This window comes from Paenibacillus sp. Y5S-9 (assembly GCF_036894235.1).
Lineage (GTDB): Bacteria > Bacillota > Bacilli > Paenibacillales > Paenibacillaceae > Paenibacillus.
In genome coordinates this window covers 6,368,152-6,393,097 of sequence record NZ_CP145887.1, presented here as the reverse complement: position 1 = coordinate 6,393,097, position 24,946 = coordinate 6,368,152, and the positions used below count along the sequence as shown (strand labels likewise).

The 24,946-nt window shown below is 48.6% G+C and carries 14 protein-coding genes; all 14 read left to right on the top strand.

From position 1 onward, the window contains the following. Positions 1 to 222 precede the first annotated feature (222 nt). The 14 genes from V6669_RS28045 to V6669_RS27980 all read left to right on the top strand — a co-directional run bounded on the left by V6669_RS28045 (position 223) and on the right by V6669_RS27980 (position 24,714). Positions 223 to 3,612 (top strand): tubulin-like doman-containing protein, encoded by a 3,390-nt coding sequence (locus V6669_RS28045; RefSeq protein ID WP_091036105.1) that lies wholly within the window; start codon positions 223 to 225, stop codon positions 3,610 to 3,612. 1 nt (position 3,613) lies between these two features. After that, on the top strand, positions 3,614 to 6,061 hold the full coding sequence (locus V6669_RS28040) for a transcription initiation factor TFIID (RefSeq protein WP_338588868.1): 2,448 nt from the start codon (positions 3,614 to 3,616) through the stop codon (positions 6,059 to 6,061). Positions 6,062 to 6,149: 88 nt separating this feature from the next. Further along, positions 6,150 to 7,433, top strand: a complete 1,284-nt coding sequence (locus tag V6669_RS28035) for a vWA domain-containing protein (RefSeq protein ID WP_338588866.1) — start codon at positions 6,150 to 6,152, stop codon at positions 7,431 to 7,433. 19 nt (positions 7,434 to 7,452) lie between these two features. After that, positions 7,453 to 8,100: a beta-mannanase gene (locus V6669_RS28030; protein ID WP_338588864.1), complete on the top strand. Its 648-nt coding sequence runs from the start codon at positions 7,453 to 7,455 to the stop codon at positions 8,098 to 8,100. Positions 8,101 to 8,190: 90 nt separating this feature from the next. After that, a complete protein-coding gene (locus V6669_RS28025) occupies positions 8,191 to 9,450 on the top strand; it encodes a hypothetical protein (protein WP_024632789.1) in 1,260 nt (419 codons plus the stop codon). Beyond that, the gene (locus tag V6669_RS28020) at positions 9,447 to 12,644 is read left to right on the top strand and encodes a hypothetical protein (RefSeq protein WP_338588858.1); all 3,198 of its coding nucleotides are present in this window, start codon (positions 9,447 to 9,449) and stop codon (positions 12,642 to 12,644) included. Before V6669_RS28025 ends, V6669_RS28020 begins: the two co-directional genes overlap by 4 nt. 499 nt (positions 12,645 to 13,143) lie before the next feature. Continuing rightward, a complete protein-coding gene (locus V6669_RS28015; protein ID WP_091012819.1) occupies positions 13,144 to 14,028 on the top strand; it encodes an ABC transporter ATP-binding protein in 885 nt (294 codons plus the stop codon). A gap of 239 nt (positions 14,029 to 14,267) precedes the next feature. Then, positions 14,268 to 14,747 (top strand): glutathione peroxidase, encoded by a 480-nt coding sequence (locus tag V6669_RS28010; protein ID WP_047840764.1) that lies wholly within the window; start codon positions 14,268 to 14,270, stop codon positions 14,745 to 14,747. 508 nt (positions 14,748 to 15,255) lie between these two features. Next, complete coding sequence (locus V6669_RS28005; RefSeq protein ID WP_338588852.1) at positions 15,256 to 16,617, top strand: FAD-dependent oxidoreductase; 1,362 nt, start codon at positions 15,256 to 15,258, stop codon at positions 16,615 to 16,617. A gap of 375 nt (positions 16,618 to 16,992) precedes the next feature. Beyond that, positions 16,993 to 17,844, top strand: a complete 852-nt coding sequence (locus V6669_RS28000; RefSeq protein WP_338588850.1) for a formate/nitrite transporter family protein — start codon at positions 16,993 to 16,995, stop codon at positions 17,842 to 17,844. A gap of 443 nt (positions 17,845 to 18,287) precedes the next feature. After that, positions 18,288 to 20,351, top strand: a complete 2,064-nt coding sequence (locus V6669_RS27995; RefSeq protein WP_338588848.1) for a molybdopterin oxidoreductase family protein — start codon at positions 18,288 to 18,290, stop codon at positions 20,349 to 20,351. A 193-nt stretch (positions 20,352 to 20,544) separates the two neighbouring features. Beyond that, positions 20,545 to 21,768, top strand: coding sequence for an MFS transporter (locus tag V6669_RS27990; RefSeq protein WP_026081431.1), 1,224 nt, complete (start codon positions 20,545 to 20,547; stop codon positions 21,766 to 21,768). A 213-nt stretch (positions 21,769 to 21,981) separates the two neighbouring features. Further along, positions 21,982 to 22,896 carry a class I SAM-dependent methyltransferase gene (locus V6669_RS27985; protein WP_338595069.1) on the top strand — a complete coding sequence of 305 codons (915 nt, stop codon included), beginning with the start codon at positions 21,982 to 21,984 and terminating at the stop codon, positions 22,894 to 22,896. Between the two features lie 270 nt (positions 22,897 to 23,166). Then, positions 23,167 to 24,714 carry a response regulator gene (locus tag V6669_RS27980; protein ID WP_338588846.1) on the top strand — a complete coding sequence of 516 codons (1,548 nt, stop codon included), beginning with the start codon at positions 23,167 to 23,169 and terminating at the stop codon, positions 24,712 to 24,714. The last annotated feature ends 232 nt before the right edge of the window (positions 24,715 to 24,946 follow it).

Below are 24,946 nucleotides of genomic sequence, written 5' to 3'. Positions count from 1 at the left end.
AACTAATCATTTACACGAGAACGCAGAGGACAGAAAAAAGCTGGAGAAGCGGAAGCGTTCGCCTTTATCCCCAGATTTTCACCGTTGAAAAAGAGAATCAAAAAATCTGGGGATAACAGCGATCGGAAGTTTGTTCTGTCATCGGAGTGGCAAGTGTAAATATTCTTTAGTTTGAATTATATAGATTGAAGCATACGTGCGTTAATCTAAGGAGGACAACGAATGAAGCCGATTGTTAGAGAACATATTCAGCAACTGGATGTATCACTTGGCGGAGGTATTGTCAGTGAGAAGATCAGAGTTGATACGATTGATAACCCCATTCTGATTATTGGTCTGGGGGGAACGGGAATTGATGCGCTGCTGCGGCTCAAATATCAGATTAACCGTCGTTTCAAGCTGCCACAGGACCCGGTATCCAAGAAAAAAATGGACAAGCCGGATAATGTGGAGTTTCTGGCTTTTGAGACAAACGAACAGGATCGTGCCAAAAAGTATAAAGGGATCGGACTTGATCCGATTAATGAATTCGTGCTGCTATCCAATGCCGAGATTGGCGGACTTCTTCAAAACCGCAGCGTGCTGGAGCCTTACATTACGGACTGGCTATCTCCGGAACTGAGCATCACGGACGGTATGAACGGCGCCGCAGGTGTGCGTCAGGCTGGACGTCTGCTCCTGTTCACGAAGATTAATCAGGTTGTGCAGGCCATCGACAAAAAGATCAAAACCTTATCCGTAGGCACCAACAAAAAACTGATGGTGTTCCTGCTGACAGGTCTGTCCGGCGGTACAGGCAGCGGCTGTTTCCTCGATATTTCCTATATCGTACGCGGCATTATCGAACGTGATCACGGCTCTGCCGGGATTGACCGTGTCAATACGCTGGGGTATCTGTTCACGCCAGACGTGAACCTGTCCAACAAAAGCTTGAGCGAACACACTCGCGAATACATTCGTAAGAACGGATATGCTGCGCTCAAAGAGCTGGATTACTGGATGAACGTGGATAGCCGCGGTGAGCGGTTTACACAGAAGTACGGCAATATTTTAACAGTCAACTCACCACTACCGCCATTTAACCTGTGTCACCTGATCTCTGCGACGAATACAGAGGGCAAATTGCTGGAGAACGCCTACGATTACTGCATGAACGTCACGGCCGAGAACATTACCAACTTCATGGCAAGTGAGGAGAAGCAGTCGGGTGAGGAGTTTGCGATCCATGACTATATCAGCAACATTCGGACCAACATTGCACAGATGAACAAGGTGTACCCGGCTAACTATGATTACAACATCATCGGTGCATCTTCGGCTGTACTGCCGATTGAAGAGATGACAACGTATCTGGCTTACCGGATGTTCGACAAAATGAACACGATGTTCTCCAAAGCACCGAACCAGGAGGATACCGAGAAGTTTGCCCGCAAGCTGGGCATTGATCTCGAAAGTGTGGTCAAGTCCTTTGAAGCGCGCGTGCCAGAGCCGCTGCCTGGTTATCAGAACAGCGAGCGTTTATCCTATGGCAACGTGGTGAAATCACAGGTTGTGAATATGGATACCGAACTGGAGCAGAACTTCCTGGCTCGTGCTCGTGAAGAATATATCAAGGCGAAGAAACAGCTGCCGGGTGAGATTGCGGGTCAGTTCACTGAACAGATCCGGCGTATGTTTTTACATCCCGAACAAGGTCCGTTCTATGTCTCTCGTCTAATTTATACGGAAAAAGGTTTCTGTGTACTGAAGATGATTCAGTCGTACATCGAAACGCTGCGTGAGAATGCCTTCCGCATTCCACGTGATATTGAAGCAGCTCAGGAGCAGTCCGAAGAGAAACTGGGCGATGCGAAGAGTGCTTTTGTCTCCAAAGAGAAGAAAAAGAATGCTTATATTGAAGCAAAAATTCATGAGTACTGGCTGCACGCCGACGTGGAACGCAACGATCAGATGATCGAGTTCTATGAAGATCTGTATGAGTTGCTGAACCAGGAAAACAGCCGCATTTATAACGTATTTACCGAAACGCTGAACGCCCTTAGCTCGATATTCGCCAAGAATGGTGATTTGCTGACACGCGGTGAAGAACAAGCCGATCACAAAGGCAACAAAACATATTACTGGAACGTCGTAAGTGTACCGGATATCGTCAGTGTGGTGGACGGGCTACTGGATAAGCGTGATACGGATGATCTGATTCGTGACTTCTCCCGTGAATTGCTGGAAAACTCCAGCCAGTGGGTGAAAGAGAACGAGATTGATATCGTCAGCTCCATCTCCGACTTCCTGAGTGAGAAATTCGGTGATCTGATTACGCGTTCCATGGAAGATTTCCTGGTGATCAAATATGGTCAGGATGAGTCGGTTGAGAAATTCGTGGAACGTTTCATTGCTGGCAAGCTGGATGATGAGGCCGTTCCGGTGTTTAATCTGAGCAACAGTACAGGCAGTCTGCATTTCCCTTCATGGGGATTTGTATCGGTACCGGCACAGGCGCCGGGCATTCTGAAAGGGATTCGTAATTATCAGAACAATGCGGTGGGCAAGTCTCATTTTACCGTCAAGGAAAGTGAAGTGCGTAACCGGATTTTCTGGCTGAACACCCGCAACGGGGTGCCACTCTTTGTGTATACACCGCTCAAGGTATATGAGGAAAGTTATGAACGTACCATTTTGGACAAAGAAGGCATTGGTCGTCACTTGGTGCAAACGGAGAAAAACAACTGGACCTATCTGCCGTCTCCGATTCCGGAGAAATCATGGGGAGATGTGTACGAGAACGCCCGCGTGAAGCAGTATAACGCCCGTGTACGTAACGAGTTTGAGCAGGCGCTCGGATACAACATTGTGACAGCCAAATCCATTGATGAGAATACAAGCAACCGGTATGCGATTGTGACAACAGAAGCGTTTGATTTGTCTGCCAAACTGGGAGCCTACGACATGCGTCTGACGTCCACCACGCCGAACCTCGGCGAAGTGAAGCGGGCCGTGATCGAGCTGAAACGTCTGCAATCCGAAGGGTTACCGCGTGTAGGCGTTAAGGATATTTTCGGAAGTATTAATGAAGATATGGCCAAAGAAAACCTGGTACGCTCTCCGCAGCTGATCGCACGTGTACGTGAGGAACTGGCAAAGATGAATGCCATCTCGGCCAAAGTCGCCGAACTCGAAGGCATTCTTGCCCAGTACCAGGACGAAGAGCAGTGGTATGACCGCTTCATCGAAGCGTTATATACCGACACCATCGTCAAAAAAGGTGCACTTTACGTTTATGACCGTGACCCGGAAGAAGACGCATGGGAGCCGTTTGCAAACCTGATGAAGAGCCGTAACTTTGCCGAGTATGAAGTGTTTGGCAACTTCCGCGGTCTGGCGGAGAAGGATCGCAGTACATTGCTGCGTAAAGCCTCCCGTCGCGATAACGATCTTACAGCCTCTGAGGATATCACCCCATTGCTGACAAAGCTGGATGATCTGGCTGCGCTGTTCATGGAATCGCGTGATCGTCTCGAATACGAGCGGGTAGAGCTGGCTAACGGAGAAGACATCTATCAGTTCTACAGAACGATGTCGTCCAAGCTGAACGACATTCGCAGAAGGCTGAAGTAAGATGGCGGCCGGGATGGAGTTCAATTCGAACAATACCCTGAAGCGTGATCTGGAGAATTATGCAGCACAGTATGCAATCGAGCAGGAGCGTCAAGGCAGCCTGGGTGATGGACGCAGCAGTATCCATTACCCGGCACTGTTCCTGTTTGTGGGTGATCTGGTTGCACCTGCAGTGTCTGCCGTGCAGGAGATCAATCGGCTGAAGTGGGACAACGGAGACGGTGTGGTCTACGTTCAGATCGGTACAGAAGATCAGGAAGCACGTCCGGTTGAAACGAGAAATGGTGGCTCGTCCGATGATGGTCAGGTGACTCGTCACCGCTTGCCTTTGTCCGCTGGGCAGACAGAGCGACCGTCCAAAACACGGCGTAAGGATGTACATCGCAGTTTCCATGAATCGGATCAGGCGCTCTTTGATCTGAATCGTACGCTTCGGCGGGTAAGTAACCGGATTGCCGAATATGGACGGTTATATTCGTCATTTGATCGGATTTACGTTACGGTGGTAACCAGAGCGGATGATCCGTTGAATGTATTGTTGCCGGAGCTCACCAAGCTGACGGAGACCATTCTGTCCCAAGCCTTCAAGTCGGTGCAGACGGATCTACATGTATTGGTCAGTGAGATGGAACAGGTGGATTCCTTCGGGTATGCCAGCGCAGCAGGTCTTGCTTTTCTACGGGAACTGGATTATATGCAGTCCTTGGACTATACGTTCAGCGGTAATCTGCTGGTGACGGAGGATGGGATCTCCATTCCTGTTACACATCCCGCTTCGCCGTTGTTTGATCTGGTATATCTATTGTCCGACAAAAATGAGCGTGGAACCGGCGTTCCCGGTGGCTGGATCGAAAATGCCGAGATCATCTGCCGCATCTGCCTGCTGAAGAACAGGAAGCAGGATGTGGATCACTCGGGTACCGTTTCAAGCACGGGAGCGAACACATACAACAATACATCTTTTAAAAACAATATTCGTACCACCTCTGATCAGCATGGTTATGCAAGTGCGGGTTTTGCCGAGATTAGGCGGCCAAACAAGCCAATTGCCTTGGCGGTGTTATATCACATGTATCGGTATCTGCTCGCACGCATGCGGCAGGAGCCGGATTGGAGCATCAAGGACAAGCTCGCTTTCTTCGGATTGGATGCGGCCTCGGTGGAACGCAAAGTCGAAGGTCTGCTGCCCAATGAAGATCTGGTTAGTGGCATGAGTGGCATCATGACGCATAACGTTAGTTTCTCTGATCTGAAGCCTCTCTCCCTTCGTGAAGCGGAGAGAGCGTTGTTTGGACAAGGAGCTGAAGCGTACTTCCGCGATAACGTTGTCCGTCTTGTCGAAGAGCGTGTGCGTGAGCGCAGCTCTGGCGGCTCTCTGCGCCGTCAGGCCGAACAATCCCGCGCGGAGCATTCAGAGGTTGGTTACTTCCAGTGGGCGGCCTGGAGTGACAGTGAGCCTGGCAGTGTACGTGAAGCGCTGCTCGGACTGATTCGGGATAAATCAATGCAGCTTGAATCGGCACGTGCTCTGCTGGAGCAACGTCAGCAAGAGCGAGTGGAAGATCAGTCGTTCAAACGAGCGTTGTTCCGTGATAAACAGAATGTACGCAATCTGATTGACTGCATGCTGGAGCGAGTGTATGTACCGAAGGTAGAATTACTGCGACTGGAAAATGAATTACATCTGCTGCGCATCTACGATACGGAGATGGAAGAGCTTCACCGTTTTAGTCGCCACGTCACAGCAGCACTTGAAGCGCTGGAACGCACACTGCGCGAGACAGCTACCCAAAGTATCGCCGCTGCGGATGAATACATTGGCCAGAACGTGATGGAGTACTACGGCAAAGTGACGGAAGAGCTAATCATCGACCTGGAAGCCAAGCGCGGACGAGATGTATGGTTTGAGGACCGTTACATGGGAGACATGAACCGGCTTGCCACAGAAGGCGATGACCGTCTGTTGAAACGGCTGATGGAGGTATGTCACTCGTTGCTGCTTACAGCCGAGCCATTGCGATTGCCATTTGAAGAAGAGCTGTTGCAGCGGGCCAATGTAACGATTGCCTACGGAGATAAAGACGTATTAACCAGGGATGATCTGTTCCGCAGGTTGTACCACACCCTGGAGGATCAGGCGGTGGTTCGGGTACGGGTATTCGATTATACGCAGGAACATCGGTATGAAGAGAAGTATTTCTTTGGTGACCATCATAGTGCTTTCATGGACTACGCGGCACATGCCGAAGAGACGTCACGCATCTACAAGTTGGGTGTGGTGTACGAAGAACGCAGCAGTGGTGTAGAGAAGCTGAATCTGATGGGAGGTTTCCATCTGGAGGATCTCATGGTGTATCGGAACGGTAAGGTATATTACGACTCGTATACGGAAAATGGCTATGAACTTCACCCCGCAGGTCTGGTGGAGAAGTTGGCACCCATCCGTTAAGACGACGTCTGGCGGTGTCCTATACCCAGCACCAATTTTGTATTAACTCAGCCTGCTTACGGCTGGTATGGAAAGGATGCATGTAGACATGCAGCGAAAAATCAATCTTCTCCTGGTCCTGTTCAGCCTGATTGGCGGGGCAGTGGGCTTTGCGGCAGGAGAAATCATGCTGCGTCAATGGCTTGGGGAGATGCCACGTCTGTTGCTGATGGGATTATACTTTGGGATACTTGCGCTGAGCGTTGGATTGTTCTGTTTGATCGCAGAGATGATCTCACCCAAGCTGAATGGCGCTTCATGGAAGCTCCGGTATCTGGGACTGTCGTGGAAATTGCTTGTTCCGGCAACACTGGCTCTGTTGTTTGTTGTTGGACTCGCCCTGCAATTGTTGTATCAGATCAATCCGGGCGGTGTGAAGCAAGTGAAAGACATCATACTCATGATCGATAACTCGGGCAGCATGAGCGAGACAGATCCGGATAATGGACGCTTTGAAGCCGCCAAGACACTGATTAGCCAAATGGAGAGTGACAAACAGGTAGCTGTCATTACGTTTGATGACCAGCCGCAGTTGTTGCAACCGTTTATTGCGCTGGATAGTGAAGCGGCCAAGAATGAGGTTTATAACAAAATTGATGGCATTGTCACAACTTCGGGCGGCACCAATTTTGATGCCGTGTTGCGGGAAGGCATGGAGCAGATTCAGGGAAAACAGGACCCGAAACGCGGTACCGTTGTCATCTTGTTATCCGATGGCTTCAGTGAAGCGGATACGGCAGATATTTTGTCCCAATATAACAACGAACAGATTTCCATTAATACAGTCGGCCTCAGTCTGGTGGACCCATCAGGAACGGATTTGCTGCGTAATATTGCCCAGCAAACGGGTGGCATGTACTATGATGTACCGGATTCCGGTGGTCTGAATCTGGCATTCCAGCAGATCTACGATACGATTGATGAACGGACGCTGGTGACGGAGCGTACAGGCATGATGGAGCATAGCGTTTATCTGGCGATTTTCCGTGTAGCAGCCGTGTTACTGATTGGCGTGGCGCTGGGTGTGTCACTCGGACTCGTGTTTGATAACCGTCATCTCGCGCTCAGCTTCGGTATTGGTGGTGCGGTATCGGGTCTACTGGCAGGGCTTCTGCTCGAATGGGGCCTCGACGGTTCGAACGTGGGTGATACATTCGTACGTCTTGGTGCGATGCTCATTTTGTCTGGCGTATTGACCCTCTTCTCCTGGATTGTTCCGATTAAGGAGAACACGCCGCGGAAGAGCAGGGGTCGTCGTGAAGCTGGCGGCGGAACTTCTTCTGCCGAAGGGTTTGGTCAGAGACCAAGAGATACACGCAGCAAAGGATTCTAACGTCGGGAGGTCAATGGAAATGCGGTTTACGGATGCAGACCCTTCGACACCCTTGATTCGAAAGCTGACACTTGCGGTGGACGAAGGGCGTTGTACACTTCGCTGGCTCTGGCCGGAACGGGTAGAAGCTGTGTATGTGGAACGGCTGGAGCTGGATATGATGAGCGATGTTCGTAATGGGGAAGAGCCTGCACAGGGCAAGCTGAAGCTGTACACGAGAGAGGAATATAAGGCGAGCAATGGTTACACGGATCGGATCACAGGTTTTGGTGCCATCAAGTACACCGTGTATGTGTGTCAGATGGAGGAAGAGGGACCTGTACTGATTCGTCAACGAGACGAGGACAACATGGTGATTGCAAGCGCAGGGAAGGCGGATATCCGCTTTTCCATTCGCTACAAGAGCGGTTTTTTTCAGAAACGAAAAAGTGTATTGATCACCGTCACAGCGGAAGTACCTGTTCCAAAGGAAGCCCTCTGTTATGTTCGCAAACAGGGCGGGGTTCCGCTGAATAAGGAAGATGGTACGGTGTATCCTTTTGTGAGTGATTTTGCTCCCGGAAGAAATGAGATGCCGCCCGTTGAAGTTGCCAAGGATGATTATGTACGATTGTTCTTCACGGACGGACCGAAATATGGAGCCGCCTATCGGCTTATATCAGACTAGATAGTTGGACTAGCGATTGGAAGGTTACTCTGTCATCGTAGTGCAAGTGTAAATCACCTTAGTCTAACTGATCAGGGGAGGGGAGTGGCTATGAGCTTTTTTAGTCGGTTTTTGAAGAGACAACAGCCGGAGGAACGTCCGCTGTTTTACGATATTGTATGCCCTTATTGTTTCAGCAAGTTTTCACCGGAAGAGGTGGTGTTCCGCGCCGCCCATCACCGCGATGATGATGAGGACTACGCGCTCGGGGAAGATGCGAAGTTGAATCGGTATCGTGAAAGGTTCGGACTCGACACGGTATTTGATATGGAGGCCGTATTGGCTCCGCATGATGTACCAGAGGAACATCGGATTTATTCCGATAACATCGTGATGGGTCTGAACGATCGGTACGGTGTCGTTACACGCCGCCGGTTGTGTCCGCAATGTCATAACGAGCTACCTGTTACGGCTGGTAAAGCACCGAGCAACATCATTTCCATTATTGGTGCGTCCCAGGTGGGTAAATCCGTCTACATGACTTCATTAATTCATACATTGCAGCATTATACAGCGGATCATTTTGACGCGGCTTGCATGCCACTGAATGCGGAGATCAGCCGACGGTTCCGTGCGGATTATGAAGAACCGTTGTTCGAACGGGGCGATTTGCTGGATTCCACCCAGAAGGAGAAGTTGCAAGAGCCGTTTATCTTCCAGTTTGTGTTCAAGGACGAAGATAAAGCGCCGCTGACCTTGGTATTCTTTGACGTTGCGGGCGAAGGTATGGTGGAGCAGGATTATCTCGGACTTCACGGGCAGCACATCAAGAACTCGGCAGGTATCCTGTTCATGGTGGACCCGCTTCAGATTCGTTCGATTCGGGACAAAATCCGCATTAACCTCGGCAACGAGCCTGGAGAGTGGACGCCACGATACGATGAGCCGCGTGATGTGGTGCTGACGATGTTCGGAGATTTTATCGCGTATCAGGACAAAGCCAAGACCAATATTCCAACAGCCGTTGTGCTCACGAAAAGCGACATGCTGCATTCCCTCAAGGATGAAGAGGGGGATTATATCAAATCGAACAGTAACGTGTTCCGCAACATGGTGCACCGCGATTGGTTCGACCTAACGGAGTTCGAAAATATCGACGGGGAAATCCGGCGTTTTATCGAGAAGGTGGATCGTCCGTTCAAGGGCACGATGGATGTGTACTTCAAGGATACAGCTTATTTCGCAGTATCTGCGCTGGGCAGCAATCCGGTGGATATGAAATTGCAGGGTGTGGTTAGCCCGATTCGCGTGGATGAACCCTTCCTGTGGTTGCTGTACAAACTGAAGTACATTGAGGGGAGAGTGGGATGATGCGTTCTTCCGTAACCCCGCCCATTGAACAACAATTGTATACCCGAGAGCGGCGCGGGGTGTTTCGCACAACAGAGGGGTTTGATACGGTTGCGGCATCGCCGGGACTGGACCCTTCTTTTATCAAAAAAGTGCTTCACCCCTACTGTGTCTATGACGCTCCAGCGGAGCTGACAGGCCGTAGCGAGAAGGACGAGACGAAGTTTCCGGCTTCCATTCACCTGCTTCATCTGGAGAGTGGAGAGACGATTCTTGGGCAAAATGTGTACCAGGCTGCGGATTTCACCGGGCTGCGCAGTGCCTTTTTTGCACATAATTACGTCTTGTCTCCCGAACGTTCGGAAGAGCAGATGAAGCAAGACGGCTGGCTGGATGCCGTGTTCGCCACGTCCTATGACATCGAACAAGGTACAGTTCTACCAGCGCTTGCTGAATTGCCAATATCGCAGGGAAGCGGCCCTGATTCATCGCCAAGCCAGATGCTGAGCGCCTTGAAGATGAACGAGGTGCTGTTCAAGCGCCTGCTCTATGCGGTAATGCAGTCTGTAGCGACACGCAGAAAAGTATACATTGCGCTGGACCTTCCAGCAGAAGAAGTGACCGCAGGTGCCAAAGGATTGTTACGTTTACTGTACACAGCGTTACCATACGCCTTCCGGCGGCAGCTGGGATTCATGACGTTTGCCAAGGAGCCGCAGGCCAAGAAGGGCATCCACATCCAGTTTGTAGAGCGGGGGACGTTGCGTCCGAAAGACCGGAATACGGAGAAGGACTTCACCTTTGATCTGGTATCCGGCAGAGTGACACATGCGGATGCATCAGTGGCGAAGTTACCTTATGCGGAATTCGCCTGGGCTTTATTGCAGGAACCTCGTGCTGCGGATGCGTTCTATACCTTTGCGGACGAAATGCTGTCTGGCATGGAGCCTGGACGGGAGCTTTCCATTGAAGCCTATGGCGAACTATCGGTGTTCTATGCTCTTGAACAAGGCATGGAAGATCTGTACCTGGATAACAAAAGCCATGTCCTGAGTGGCTTGTTGACCTATCTGAAGCCGGATGGTGGATCGCGGCAACGTTCCCGCCTGAACGAGCTGTTCCTGACCTTGCTCAGCCGAGAACTGGACAGTGTGAAGCGTGAGAATGTACCCGAAGAAGACGTTGCTGCTCGCATTGGAGAATACTTCAGTGTTGCCGCGCCTGTGGTGCAATCCTGGATTGTGGACTATTTCATCTACGGTGTGAATAATGCCCGCGCCCAGAAGCGTATGCGTGCTGTGCAGGAACTGTATGCTGTGCTGGATCGGCATACGCAGCTGAATCGGGCATTCTTTGATAAAGTGCTGGCCAATGAATCGCTCACCAAGCTATTGTTCGAGCCTTATCTGGATAATCAGCTGAAACGTACTGAATCGGCAGCGAACGTTGTGGAAGTGATCCAAAGATGGGTTACGTCCCATCCATCTGCGATCCACTACAGCTTCTTGCTGGAGCGGACAGCCAGTGAGCTGCGTGAACGGTTATGTTCTGCACCTAATCCGGTGCAAGCTGCGAATGAAGCACTCCAGCGCGTTAGCATACTGGATCAGGTACCAGCTGAGAGTATTTATGATACAGGTATTACTGCACGAATTGGTCAGTCTGAATCTACAGCCCGCTCTAATCGAAAAGGTAAATCTCCGTCTGCCAGTCAAGAACCGGCATATCAGGAGGAGTTAACCCGCCTTGCAGACAAGCTTGCTTATGTCATTAACCTGTTTATGATTCAGGATCTGGATCTGGAACGGGTTAACCGTGAACAGCTGTTAAGTATCGATATTTTGCAGCATGGCAATGAGGTTCGGGATTGGGCGGCACGTCAGGGCTCGGATGTTTCCGCTCGAACAAACATGATGCTGGCAGCTAGAGCGTGGCTTAGTGGCGAGGGGAATGAAGAAGAGGCATTGGAGGCACTTTCCCTGGCAGAACGCAATGAACTTCAGCGCTGGACGCGTCGCTGGCTTGCCGGAGAGCTGCAGGCTCATCCGGGGATCGCGGCATATGAAGCTTTGCCGATGGCTTTTTATCGGGGAGGAAGCGGCAGCAATCGGTTGGATTATCCTGGCCTGATTGAATTCATCCGCACCAATGCAAGTCGTGCTGAAGGGCTGTATCCATTCTTCGATTGGTCAGGAGATCATCGAATGTTTGTCCGGGGTTCCAATGCGCATAAAGGATATGCGGATGCCATCGTGGCGTATTTCAAAGCCCATGACCGTGAAGCTTTCAAGTCGAAGTCGGCTTTCAAACCGTATTATGCAAGAGCCAGCAAGACAATGAAGCCGGTCTATGATCGTGCGAAGACGGAATTGTCCTCTCCACTGGTGCGGATGCTAACGGGTAAAAGGAAAAATCTGTTCGGATTAATCCTCTTGATCCTGGTTCTTGGTATTGCTGGCGGTACATATGCATGGATGAAAGATTCTGTAGAGCCGCCAGCGGCATCCCCTCCATCTACCCAGGAGCCTGTCATACCGGCTGAACCTGAGGTGCAGCTCGCGGAGCAGATTGCTTATATGATTCCTGCGAGTGAACAGGAGGGTACGCAATCACCTGCTCAACTGGTGATCCGTTTCAGGAATGATACGGGAAGCACTGAGTTTGAGCAAGGCAAACTTCAATTGACGATGAAGGATGGCAGCACTCAAGAGTTGGATGCTACAGGCAAGTGGGAGAGCTTTAATCGGAATGAAGAGCCTGATACCCAAGATACCTCCGATGGTGGCTCAGGAAGTACTTCCGAAGGAAGCACGGATGGGTCCTCAGCGGGAGACACGGGGAACACAGAGCAGACGCAGGATGGCGATCAGCAGGCCGATCCTTCAACATCGAGTGATGGCACTTCAGATCCTGCTACCGATGCAACAACGGATACAGGGACGAATGTATCGTCTAATGCTGCGAGTGGAGACACGGATCAAGGGACCGATTCAGATCAGGCTACAGGTTCGACATCACCTGACACATCTGTATCCAATGAACAGGATGCGGATGCGACCACTCCTGCACAGATGTCTATTGGAGAGGTAGATCGCCTTTATCCCTATGGATTGCAGATTGATCTTCCAGCGAATATGGATGCCGAGAGCATTGCCAGTGTGCAGAGCACTCAGGGCGGGATGACGGTAATCCAATTGATGCCGCAGCCTAATTAGGCTGTAAATCATCATATTATTTGAGCGTGTTGCATAGATTCATTGAGTGTCTTTTGATCCAACAATGAAAAAAATGCTGACTTCATACCTTATTAAACGAGCGTATGTGAGATGACCTTGAAGTTGAATTTCAAGGTCATCTTTTTTTATTTGATATGGCGGATATAGCAAACGCATGAAAAAAACTCACACATTCACAATTCAGACACAAAATTTGCGATTCAAGAGTTTGAAAGACAGTCAGAAATGATAAAGTACGCGGAATGAATGAGAAAAGATCTCATATGCACTTGGGAAAAGAGGGAGATTTCTGCTACAGAAAGAGCAAATAAAGCACGAAAAGAGAAGAAAATTTGGTTTTTTATGTTGACAAATGATAATGATTATCAGTATCTTTAGTGTAGAAGATATTTGCGTCGGAAATACACAGAATTACAATTTCGTTTTTGTTGTCATAGCCGGATTACATAACCGGGATAAATGAGAGAGGGATGATCGCATGTTTCGTCTGGAGACGACCAAGCTGGATATCGCTTATGAGGAAAGACTAATTGTAGAGGATCTGAATATTCAGATTCCCCAAGGAAAAATTACAGCACTTGTTGGAGCCAATGGTTCAGGGAAGTCAACCATCCTGAAAACGATGGCGCGTATTATGGCTCCAAAAGCAGGTAATGTATTGCTCGACGGGAAGTCCATCCATAAACAGTCCACGCGTGAAGTTGCCAAGCAGCTTGCGATTTTGCCACAGAATCCAACAGCCCCTGAAGGTCTTACCGTTACTGAACTGGTATCGTATGGTCGCTTTCCTTATCAAAAAGGATTTGGCTCCATGCGTGCGGAAGACAAACGTATGATTGAATGGGCTATCGAAGTGACAGCCATGACTGAATTCCATGATCGTCCGATTGATCAACTGTCCGGTGGACAGCGTCAACGTGCCTGGATTGCCATGGCACTTGCTCAAGAGACGGATATCCTTTTCCTGGACGAGCCGACTACGTTCCTGGATATGGCTCACCAGCTCGAAGTATTGCAATTACTGGAGCAACTGAATGCCACAGCTAACCGTACCATTGTTATGGTTGTACATGACTTGAATCATGCATCCCGCTACGCACATCACATGATTGGTATCAAAAAAGGTAAAGCCATTGCACATGGTTCACCCGTAGAAGTTATGAATTCGGATGTGCTTCGTGAAGTATTTAACATTGAAGCAGATATTGTGATTGATCCGCGTTCCGGTGTACCGCTCTGCTTGCCTTACGCTCTTGCAGGCGAACGTCAGCAATCGAAGACGCCAGAGCAGATGGTCATGAACAGTGCGATGGTTCATGCTGGAGGACGGACAGAACCACGTGTTCAAGCGACAGGAAGTTAACGAAATGGGCCATATGTGGTCGTTACATTATAGAATGAAGCCGTTGTGCGCTGTCGCACGCGGCTCTTTTGCATTCATGGGGAATTTGCAACGCATGGGAGCAAAGGGGACGGGTAGACCCGGGATTTGGTAATCGCATCGGATCAGGTCTATAATAATAGGACAGGCTGTGGGTTCATTGGTTATGCCAACGTGCTCGCAACAGCCCAAACCAACATATGTCATGGGAGGAATCAGTCATGTCCGTATATTCATATCAGGCGGTAACCACCGCGAACCAAGAAGTCTCACTGGATCTGTATCAAGGTAAGGTATTGGTCATTGCTAATACAGCCAGCAAGTGTGGGCTGACCCCGCAATACGGTGAATTGCAAAAGCTTTATGATCGTTATCGCGATCAAGGCTTGGTTGTACTGGGTTTCCCTTGTAACCAGTTTGGAGGGCAGGAGCCAGGTACAAGTGAGGAAGCGGAATCATTTTGCCAGATTAACTATGGTGTGAATTTCCCGGTGTTTGCCAAGGTAGATGTGAATGGTGAGGACACTCATCCTCTGTTCCAATACCTGAAGGAGCAACAACCTGGCGTAGGTGAAACAAGCGACATCCAATGGAACTTCACCAAGTTCCTTGTTAACCGTGAAGGTGAAGTGGTAGGTCGTGTTGAACCGAAAGAATCTCCGGAGACAATGATTGCAGATATCGAGAAATTACTCGGTTAATACATGAACGTTGAGAAGCCTGTCCTTGCATAAGCAAGGATAGGCTTCTTTGATTATTATATAGCGTGGCTATATTCTCTTCACAGGTAAGGTTGGCTTCAGAATAAATTTGTAATCATTTACCAATCTAAAAATCAACATTTAGCGGAAATTGAATGTATTTATTTTTGTACAAGTAAAACATGAATGTGGGAGAGGACTCTAATTTTATACGTCCATACTGTGTCCATACAGGGAACGCGGAAGCCTTTGCATAGCATAAATCGACCCCAATCCGGGGACAATGAAACCAATACAATGAAGGGGAGAAAGGCTTAAATACAGGGAAATGACTTCTTTCGACAAACTTTTTTTGCTCAACCTATTGCAATGTGAAAAATATCACATTATAATGAGTGTATAAAGTGAAATAAATCACATACACAGTTTCGAACAAGAAGTGAAATATTTCACAACCATAATAACGTTATATTCAAACTCATTTATATATTTCGAGGAGGAACTTTTAATGAAAATCGCAGTTATCGGATGTACACACGCAGGAACCGCAGCCATCGTAAATACCGCCAAATTGTACCCGGATGCTACCATCACGGTGTATGAGCGCAATGACAATATCTCCTTCCTATCTTGTGGCATTGCGCTCTACGTAGGTGGGGTTGTGAAAGACCCTGACGGTTTGTTCTATTCTTCGCCTAATCAACTGGCAGAGCTTGGTGTTGAAACCAAGATGCTTCATGAAGTAACAGCAGTAGATGCCAAGGGCCATACCCTTCAGGCTAAAAACCTGCAAACCGGGGAAGAATTTGAAGATACGTTTGACAAACTGATTGTGACAACGGGGTCATGGCCTGTCGTTCCGAAGCTTGAAGGCATCGAGATGGATAACATTTTACTTTGCAAAAACTACAATCATTCCAACACGATTATTGAAAAAGCCAAAGATGCCAAACGTGTTACCGTTGTAGGTGCAGGATATATCGGCGTTGAGCTGGTGGAAGCTTTCCAAATGAATGGCAAGGAAGTTACCCTGATCGACAGTGTGGACCGGATTTTGAACAAATACCTGGACCCTGAATTCACGGATGCGATCGAAGATACGTTGACTGGGCGTGGCATCAAGCTGGCTCTTGGTCAAACGGTACAGAAGTTTACTGGAGAGAATGGCAAAGTAACTAAGGTGATTACGTCCAAAGGAGAGTTTGAAACCGATCTGGTTATTCTGTGCATTGGTTTCCGTCCAAATACAGAGTTGCTTAAAGGCCAAGTGGATATGCTGCCAAACGGCGCAATCGTCGTGGATAAATATATGCAAACGAGTCAAAAAGACGTCTTCGCTGCAGGTGACAGCTGTGCTATTCATTACAACCCGACAGGTAAAGCATCTTACATTCCGCTGGCAACCAACGCCGTACGGATGGGTACACTTGTAGCCCGCAACCTGGTTCGTCCTACGACACCATACATGGGTACACAAGGAACATCCGGTATCAAAATTTATGAGCAAAATATCGCAGGTACAGGAATGACGGAAATGTCTGCTGCTGACGAAGGTTTGATTGTGGAATCTGTCGTACTGGAAGATAGCTACCGTCCGGAGTTTATGCCAACGGCTGAGAAACTGTTGCTTAAAGTGGTATATGAGCAGGCAACTCGTCGGATCGTCGGAGCACAGGTGATGTCTCAGGTTGACCTGACCCAATCGATTAATACGATCTCGGTCTGCATCCAAAACAACATGACCGTAGATGAGCTGGCCTTCATCGACTTCTTCTTCCAGCCACATTACAACAAACCATGGAACTTCCTGAACACGGCTGGTCTGCAAGCACTGCCACCGGTAGAAGTAAAAGCACCAGCAATGGTGTAAGCAAGCAGAATAGATGGTCGAACAGCGAGCATGATAAACGCCATACAAAGATAAGTCATGCTTATCTGTAAACATGAGGTGTACAATAACTGCCAGGATTACGAAACAAGGCGGACGATTATATAGGAAAAAGAAGACTGGCGAGTATATCGTCAGTCTTTTTTGTGATTTTTTAGCTTCAAAAGGTCTTACTATACTCTGCTGACTTAACTATTCAAAGACGCTCTGAAAGTATTTTTTTAAACAACATTGTGATAATTTGCACAAAGTTATGTTTAGGACCGAGATACAATTAGGATGTGGTATTCAACGCATAACTAATGAATTTCAAATGGTTTTATCCAATGATGAACAATGAAGGAGAGGATGAATGATATGGCAGCAAAAACACCTCTTGAGGTTGCACAATATACGGCGCAAACAGGCATGAAGAAGGCTCAATATCCGGTGTCTTCTGTACTGGTGCTTAGTTTTCTGGCAGGGGCTTTTATTGCGCTCGGTTTTCTACTGGATATTCGGGTGATTGCATCTGCTCCTGCTGAGTGGGGAAGTCTGGTTAATCTGATTGGTGCAGCAGTGTTCCCGGTGGGACTAATTTTGGTGCTCATCGGTGGTGGCGAGTTGCTGACAGGTAACATGATGGCAGTTCCACTCGCGACGATTGCTCGAAAGTTATCCGTTGGTAATATGTTGAAAAATCTAACCTTAGTGACGATTGGTAACTTTGTTGGAGCTTTGTTTGTCGCATACGCGTTTGGACATGTGCTTGGTCTGACCGGAGAGGGTGTATATCTGGCGAAAGTGGTGGATATGGCTGGACACAAGCTGCATGACGGATTCCTGCAGGCTTTTATCTCAGGCATCGGCTGTAACTGGCTGGTCGCGCTGGCGGTGTGGCTATCTTATGCATCGGATACAATGAGTGGCAAGGTACTGGGTATTTGGTTTCCAACGATGGCGTTTGTGGCCATTGGATTCCAGCACGTTGTGGCCAATATGTTCCTCATCCCGGCGGCAATCTTCGAAGGACATTATTCGTGGGGCCAATATGTGATGAATTTCATTCCGGTATGGCTCGGGAATCTGACTGGTGGTGCTCTGTTTGTAGCTGCAGCCTATTGGGTGGTGTACCTGCGCCAAGCTGAGCCGAAAGTGAAACCGGAGGTAGCCACGTCGATCGAAGCTGTGGAGACGGAGGCCAGAGCGATGTGGAGCAAGCAGGCGTAGCAGGGCATATATACACGTATGTATACATGGGTAATGGAACATTCATGTAGAAGAGAAGACGATTCTGATCTTGCTCGGTTCATGGCGAATATGCTGTGATGGAGCAAGGCGGGATCGTTTTTTTGTATGGGGTCCTTGTTGGAGTTTAACGCAAAATAAATTCGCCATGACAAGGTTCGGGGGAACGAAACCTGTTCATGGCGAATTTCGGGAGTGGTCCATGATATGGCATGAGGAGGAAGTGGGGAAACACTAGCCTAATGCCTTATTTTTAATTTACCCCTGAATTCTGAAGTTGAATCAAATGGCAAAACATTTTTTTGAAAATAATTTTAATCCGCTATAGCGGTGAATATTGGGCGAAAATATATTGTTCTCTTTACGTATTAACCTCGAAGAAGATATGATATAGGGATAGTTTTTTAAAGAGGGGGAGCCATACGATGATCGATCAGGAGAATGGAATTTTCGCAGCGGTATGCCCGCTCGATTGTCCGGATACTTGTGGTCTGTTACTACATAAAGAGAACGGTAAAATTGTGAAGGTGGCAGGCAATCCGGATCATCCGATCACCAAGGGTGCCATTTGTAATAAAGTCAGAAATATGACCGAGCGGGTGTATCACCCCGAGCGTCTACAATATCCGATGAAACGTGTAGGAGCCAAAGGTGAAGGCCAGTTTGAACGAATCAGTTGGGATGAAGCGATTTACGAGATTACGACCAAATTCACTGCATTGTCCGAGACTTACGGCCCGGAGAGCATCCTGCCCTACAGCTTTTACGGTAACATGGGCATTCTCGGCGTAGACGGCATGGACCGACGTTTCTTCAATGCGCTTGGTGCAAGTGTGCTGGAGCAGACGATCTGTAACTCTGCTGGAAATACCGGCTGGAAATATACGATGGGCGCCAACCACGGAACGGTGCCGGAAGATACGGAGCACGCGGATCTCATCCTGGTATGGGGCGGTAATATCGTCAGTACGAATATGCACCAGGTCGTTTTGGCGGAGAAAGCCCGTAAGAAAGGCGCCAAGATCGTCGTCATCGACGTTCATCGCAATCGTACGGCCCAATGGGGCGACTGGTTTATTCCTTTGTATCCGGGCACGGATAGCGCACTAGCGCTGGGTTTGATGCATGTGCTGTTCGAACGGGGACTAACGGATGAAGCGTTTATGCAAAAGTATACAGTGGGTCATGAGGCACTGCGTGATCATGTCCGCAGTTACAACCCTGAACGTGTTGCACGCATTACGGGTGTGCCGGAGGAAACCATTGTGGAGCTGGCCGAACTATACGGCAACGCACAGGCAGCCCATATTCACATCGGCAATGGCCTCCAGCACCATGATAATGGGGGGATGAACGTGCGTAGCGTTGCTTGTCTGCCTGCCATTACAGGGCAATGGCTGAAGCAAGGCGGCGGTGCCGTTCGCACGAACAGCTACGCGAGCACGAATAGCGACGCGCTGGAACGTCCGGAGCTGCGGCAGAATCCGGAGCCGCGAGTAGTGAACATGAACCGGATTGGTGAAGCGTTGCTGGAAGCAGAGCAGCCGATCCGGGCTATGATGGTTTACTGCAGCAATCCACTGGTGGTGGCACCGGATACCGAGCGGGTGGAGCGAGGTTTTGCACGGGAAGATCTGTTCACGGTTGTGCATGATCTGTTCATCACGGATACGGCGAAATATGCAGATATCGTATTGCCAGCCACATCTTCATTTGAAGCGACGGACCTGTACACCTCTTATTGGCATCAGTACGTTCATCTGCAAGAGCCGGTAATTGCACCGATTGGGGAGAGCAAGAGCAACGTGGAACTGTTCTCACTGCTTGGGCAGGCTATGGGGTACGATCCTGCAATCTTCGGAGAAACGCCGGAACAGATGATTGAGGACGCACTTCAGGGCACAGGCAACCCCTACATGAATGGGGTCACGTTGGAGGGACTGAAGGAACATCGATTCGTGAAGCTGGATATGACGCCACATGCTACATATCTGGATCAGCTGCCCACGCCTTCAGGCAAAATCGAATTGTATTCCGAGACAATGGAACAGAGAGGGCTTCCCCCGCTCCCTACCTATAGCGCTCTGGTTGAAGGATATGATGGGGAGAATCCGGCTGGACCTGCCGATACGTATCCATTGATGTTCCTGTCGCCGCCAAACCATAATTTCCTGAACTCCACCTTTGGCAATTCAGCCAAACATCAGCGTTTGGAAAAGATGCCTCTATTGCAGATACACCCTGAGGACGCTATTCGTAGAAACGTGGAGGATGGAGATGCAGTGGTCGTATGGAATGATCGTGGGCGCATCGAACTTACCGCCAAGGTGAGTGAAGCCATGTTGCCGGGAACCGTCATCAGCCAAGGTTTATGGTGGGATGGTGATGGCAAGAAGCAGCGAGCCAATTCGCTCACGTCCAACCGATTGTCTGACATGGGTAACGGGGCGACCTTCTTCTCGGCCACTGTTGAAGTGAAGCGTCAATGAGTGTGCTTGCAGCATGATTTTTTTGAGGTAAGATGAACAAAGGATAAAACTTGAGCAGGATCTAAAGAGCAATACATGTGACACTTCATAAAACCTTCGCTCTGGCTGGTTATGGTTATGCCGTCAGGGCAAAGGTCTATTTTTTATGGTTATTTGTTTGTGCAGAGGTACTAAGGAGAATGAATTAACGATGATGAGATGGCTGGATAACTATCCAAAAGAAGTGAGAATATTTTTATTAGCAAGTCTGGTTAACGCAACAGGCAGTGCCTTGATGTGGCCGTTGACCACCATGTATGTGTTTGATGAACTTGGACGGACGATGGCAAACGCGGGTTTTGTGATCCTGATTCAGTCCCTGGGTGGCATCTTTGGACAATTGCTTGGAGGTTCATTGTACCATCGGGTGGGTGTGAAGAAGCTGATTATCGGCTCACTGGCTCTTAATGCGTTAGGTTTGTTTGCGTTGCCGTGGATTAGTGCGTACTGGGTCGTATTTATATGTGCCATGGGCTGGATTGGTCTGTTCAGTTCATTGTCGCTGCCAGCGATTCAGGCCTTTATTGGCTTCCGGTTTGCGGAGCGACGCGGTGAATTATTCAATATTATCTATGTGGCGAACAATATTGGGGTGGCGATTGGTACGGCGCTGAGTGGTTTTCTGGCTGACTTTTCCTATCACCTCAGCTTTGTACTGAACGGAGTGACCTCAGCCGGATTTGCGATATTCTTCTGGTATTATCTGTCGCGAGTCGAACCGGATCAGGGGGAAGTGCATCTGACCAAACGCAAAACCGTCCCCGATGGGCCGGGCGTCTGGGCATTGCTGGGTAATACCCGATTATATCTGTTTATGAGCTTGGGCGTGCTCTTCCTGTTATTCGGCAACTCCATCTGGAACACAGGTGTGTCCCCGTATATCATTTCTGAGGGTATGGAAAAAAGAATGTACGGTCTGCTCTGGACCCTGAACGGGGTGCTGATCTTTGTGGGCCAACCTTTTACCAGCTGGGTGAAACGGACCATGGCCCGTACCTCCACTGCCCAGATGACGGCGAGTGCGGTATTCTATGGCATGGCCTACATTGTGATGATTACCATGTACAGCTATCCGGGCATGGTGCTCGCAATGGTACTGGCCACGTTTGGAGAGATGTTGATCTCCCCTGCAACGCCTGCATTTATCTCCGAGCATGCTGGCAGGGCGGCACCTTTTTACATCGGGATATCGGGTGGGATCGGTGCGGTTGGACGGGTTATCGGACCCTATGCGATGGGGGTCATGTATGACAAGCAAGGACTTATTCCTGTAGCTTGGCTGGCAACAGGCACAGCAGCTATTGCGGTACTTGGTTTTGTACTGCACGCAGTGTTGAACCGTAACCGTGAAGTGAAGGAGTATGGGATGGACGCCTAGCCTTTTTGGGCTGAATCGTATGATGAAGGGAGAGGACAGGTTAGAGTGGAGGAGAAAAGAAAGCTACTTTAACCTGTCAGATTATCCCTTAGATTTATATTGACAAAAAAATCTTTTTATGCTATAATTTACATATTAAAACATTCCGTATATACTAAGGTTCTCCTGGCCAGGGGGAATCTTATTTTTGTTTGTACGGGAGGATGAAATATGATGAAGCAAAATGAGTCCAGCATTACATCCTTGATTTCGGCTTTTGGTCGATCTTACCACTGCCAATACGATACACCTCTTATTTTGGATGATTATATAGCCAGTGCGCTTATCACTCCTCAAGAGTTTTCGGATATCCGTGAGAATATGATTCAAGGTATCCATTTTTTCAACCCGGACATGGCTCATCTGATCAAGGACGACCCGGATGAGATACTGAGGTGGATTGTACAGACCCAGCTTGCTCCAACCCCCTTGGCACGTGCCGCATATTGCGAACGAGTGCTGCTTCATGAAATGGCATTAGGAGGCACGCAATATGTAATACTTGGAGCCGGTCTGGATACGTTTGCGTTTCGGTATCCGGAATTAAAGGATAGACTGAACATCATTGAAGTGGATATCCCGGCCACACAGCAATTCAAACGCAGTCGGCTGTCGTCCGCGAAACTACCTATTCCATCCAATCTGCACTTTGTAGCTATGGATTTGACCGATAAGGATTCTCTTATAACGCTCGTGACTGAAGAGTTAAGCAGCGAGAAATCCTTTGTGAGTTTACTTGGCGTCTCTTTTTACTTGACCAAAGAAGACTTGTCCCGGTTGTTACAAGTGTTGTTTACGAAACTGCCTTCCGGCAGTTCAATTGTTTTTGACTACGCTGACGAACATCTTTTTGATACAAAGGGCATATCTAATCGCGTGGACCATATGATCCAGATGGCAGCAGCTGGCGGTGAGCCGATGCAATCCGGGTACTCATATGTGGAGATGGAGGCCTTGCTTGATGAAGCGGGGTTGCTTATCTATGAGCATCTGACTCCAGAGGCGATTCAGGAACAGTTTTTCCAGGATCGAACCGATTATCTAAGGGCATTTGAAACGATACATTTCATTCACGCGGTAAAAAAATAAATCAATCTGGGCATACAGGATTACCTAGATAGCCTACATTTGCATAGCAACGACCAACCTTCATCCTGAGGCAGGGTGAGGGTTGTTTGGTTTGAACGAAGGATCAACATAGACCATGATTCGGTAGTCAATATTTTCGCATGTGATACAAATGTTCAGAAATCAGACTTGATAGGGTGCAATTCCATGTCATTCAATGTCCTTGCCTCTATTTGTGCATAATGCCCATATAATAGAATGGATCTGGTTAAAGGCAGGGGGATGCATACGATGTACAAGGTTTTGTTGGTCGATGATGAATTTATGATCTCGGACGGGATCTCCAGTGTTGTGAACTGGACCCGATTAGGAACAGAACTGATCGGCATTGCTCAAGATGGATTGGAAGCGCTTGCTTCAATTGAGCGGCAACGTCCGGATATTATCATCTCGGACATTCGCATGCCGGGAATGGATGGGTTACAGCTGGTTGAAGCAGTGGCCGAGAAGTATCAGCATATCTCGTTTATCATGCTTACGGGTTTTACGGAATTTGAATATGCGAAGACGGCTATGCATTATGGAGTGAAGCACTATTTGCTCAAGCCCTGCAGCGAGGAGCATCTTGTACAGGCTATTAGTGAATTGGTCAGTGAGAAGCGGGAGTTGACCGATCAAGAGCGCTTTGTACAGTCGATCCAATATAATTTGGAGCGTGTACTGCCGCATGCCAAGGAATATTTTCTGAAAGAGCTGGTGACCAACAGAACGTATGGGGCCAAGGAGTGGAAATATTTCGAGGAATTGTTCGATGTACAATTTCAGGATCAACGTGTGCGATTGCTGTTGGTAGAGATTGAGGGGGATCATGAGTATCTGCACTTGTTCGCGGTGAAGAACATTGCCGAGGATATTTTTCACAATCCCATCTTAAGTGCCACGGTTGGAAGGCATGTGCTACTTATTATGGAGGATAAGTTGTCTGAAACGCAGTTGTTCCATAATATCGATGAGATTCGCGCCACATTTACCCGATATTATCATGATGATCTCACAATAGCGCTAAGCGAGCCAGGAGACCTCTCGCAGGCACGCCATTTGTACATGCAGACGCTGGTTTATCTCAATTACCGCTTTTACCTCGGTGAGGGCAGTCTCATTATGGAACGGGATATTTACTCTCCTGGAGAACGCATTCTTCCTGAATTCGAATACGATCCGGAGCGGATGGTTACTGCAATCAAGGCGGGACACTGGCAGGAAGTGGGATCAGAGCTGAACCGGATGTTTCAGCTGCTGGCCAGCTTGCGATACGATATATCCCAAACGAAGTCCTATCTTATTCAGATGTTTATGGAGATGATTCGACTCAGTGGCTCTGCCGAGATGAAAAGGTATATGGACCAGTTGCCAGGCATGATAGAATCCAGCACCCTGCATTCTTTTCAACAGTTTCTGCTTGCCGTTGCCAAGGAAATCACGCTTCGCCGTTACGAACAACACCGCTCCAGACAATCGCAGATGGTAGGCAGTGTGAAACAGTTGGTAGAGAAGCGCTACAGGGACGAGACATTAACACTCCAGTCCATCGCTGGGGAAATATACATGAATCCAGACTACATCGGCAAAATGTTCAAAAAAGAAACCGGTGAGAAATTTACGAACTATGTGTTAAGCTACCGCATCCGCAAAGCATTGGAACTTCTGGAGCAGGACGGGAACTGCACTGTATCCTCGCTTGCCGAGCAGACAGGGTTTGGTGCCAACTGGCCGTATTTCAGCAAAATGTTCAAGAAATACACGGGATTCTCCCCTTCCGAGTATAAAAAAGTACCCTAGGACAGCGTTGCTGTCGCTTCTACAGCATTGAACTAAACATTTACACGAAAACGGAGAGGACAGAAATAACACGAAGAAGCGGAGCGTTCGCCTAAAAGCTTTCTAAAAGAAAGCTACATCGTAAGCATATGCTATCCCCGGATTTTCCCTTTAGAAAAGGGAATCATAATAATCTGGGGATAACAGCGATCAGAGGGTTGTTCTGTCATCGGAGTGGCAAGTGTAAATATTC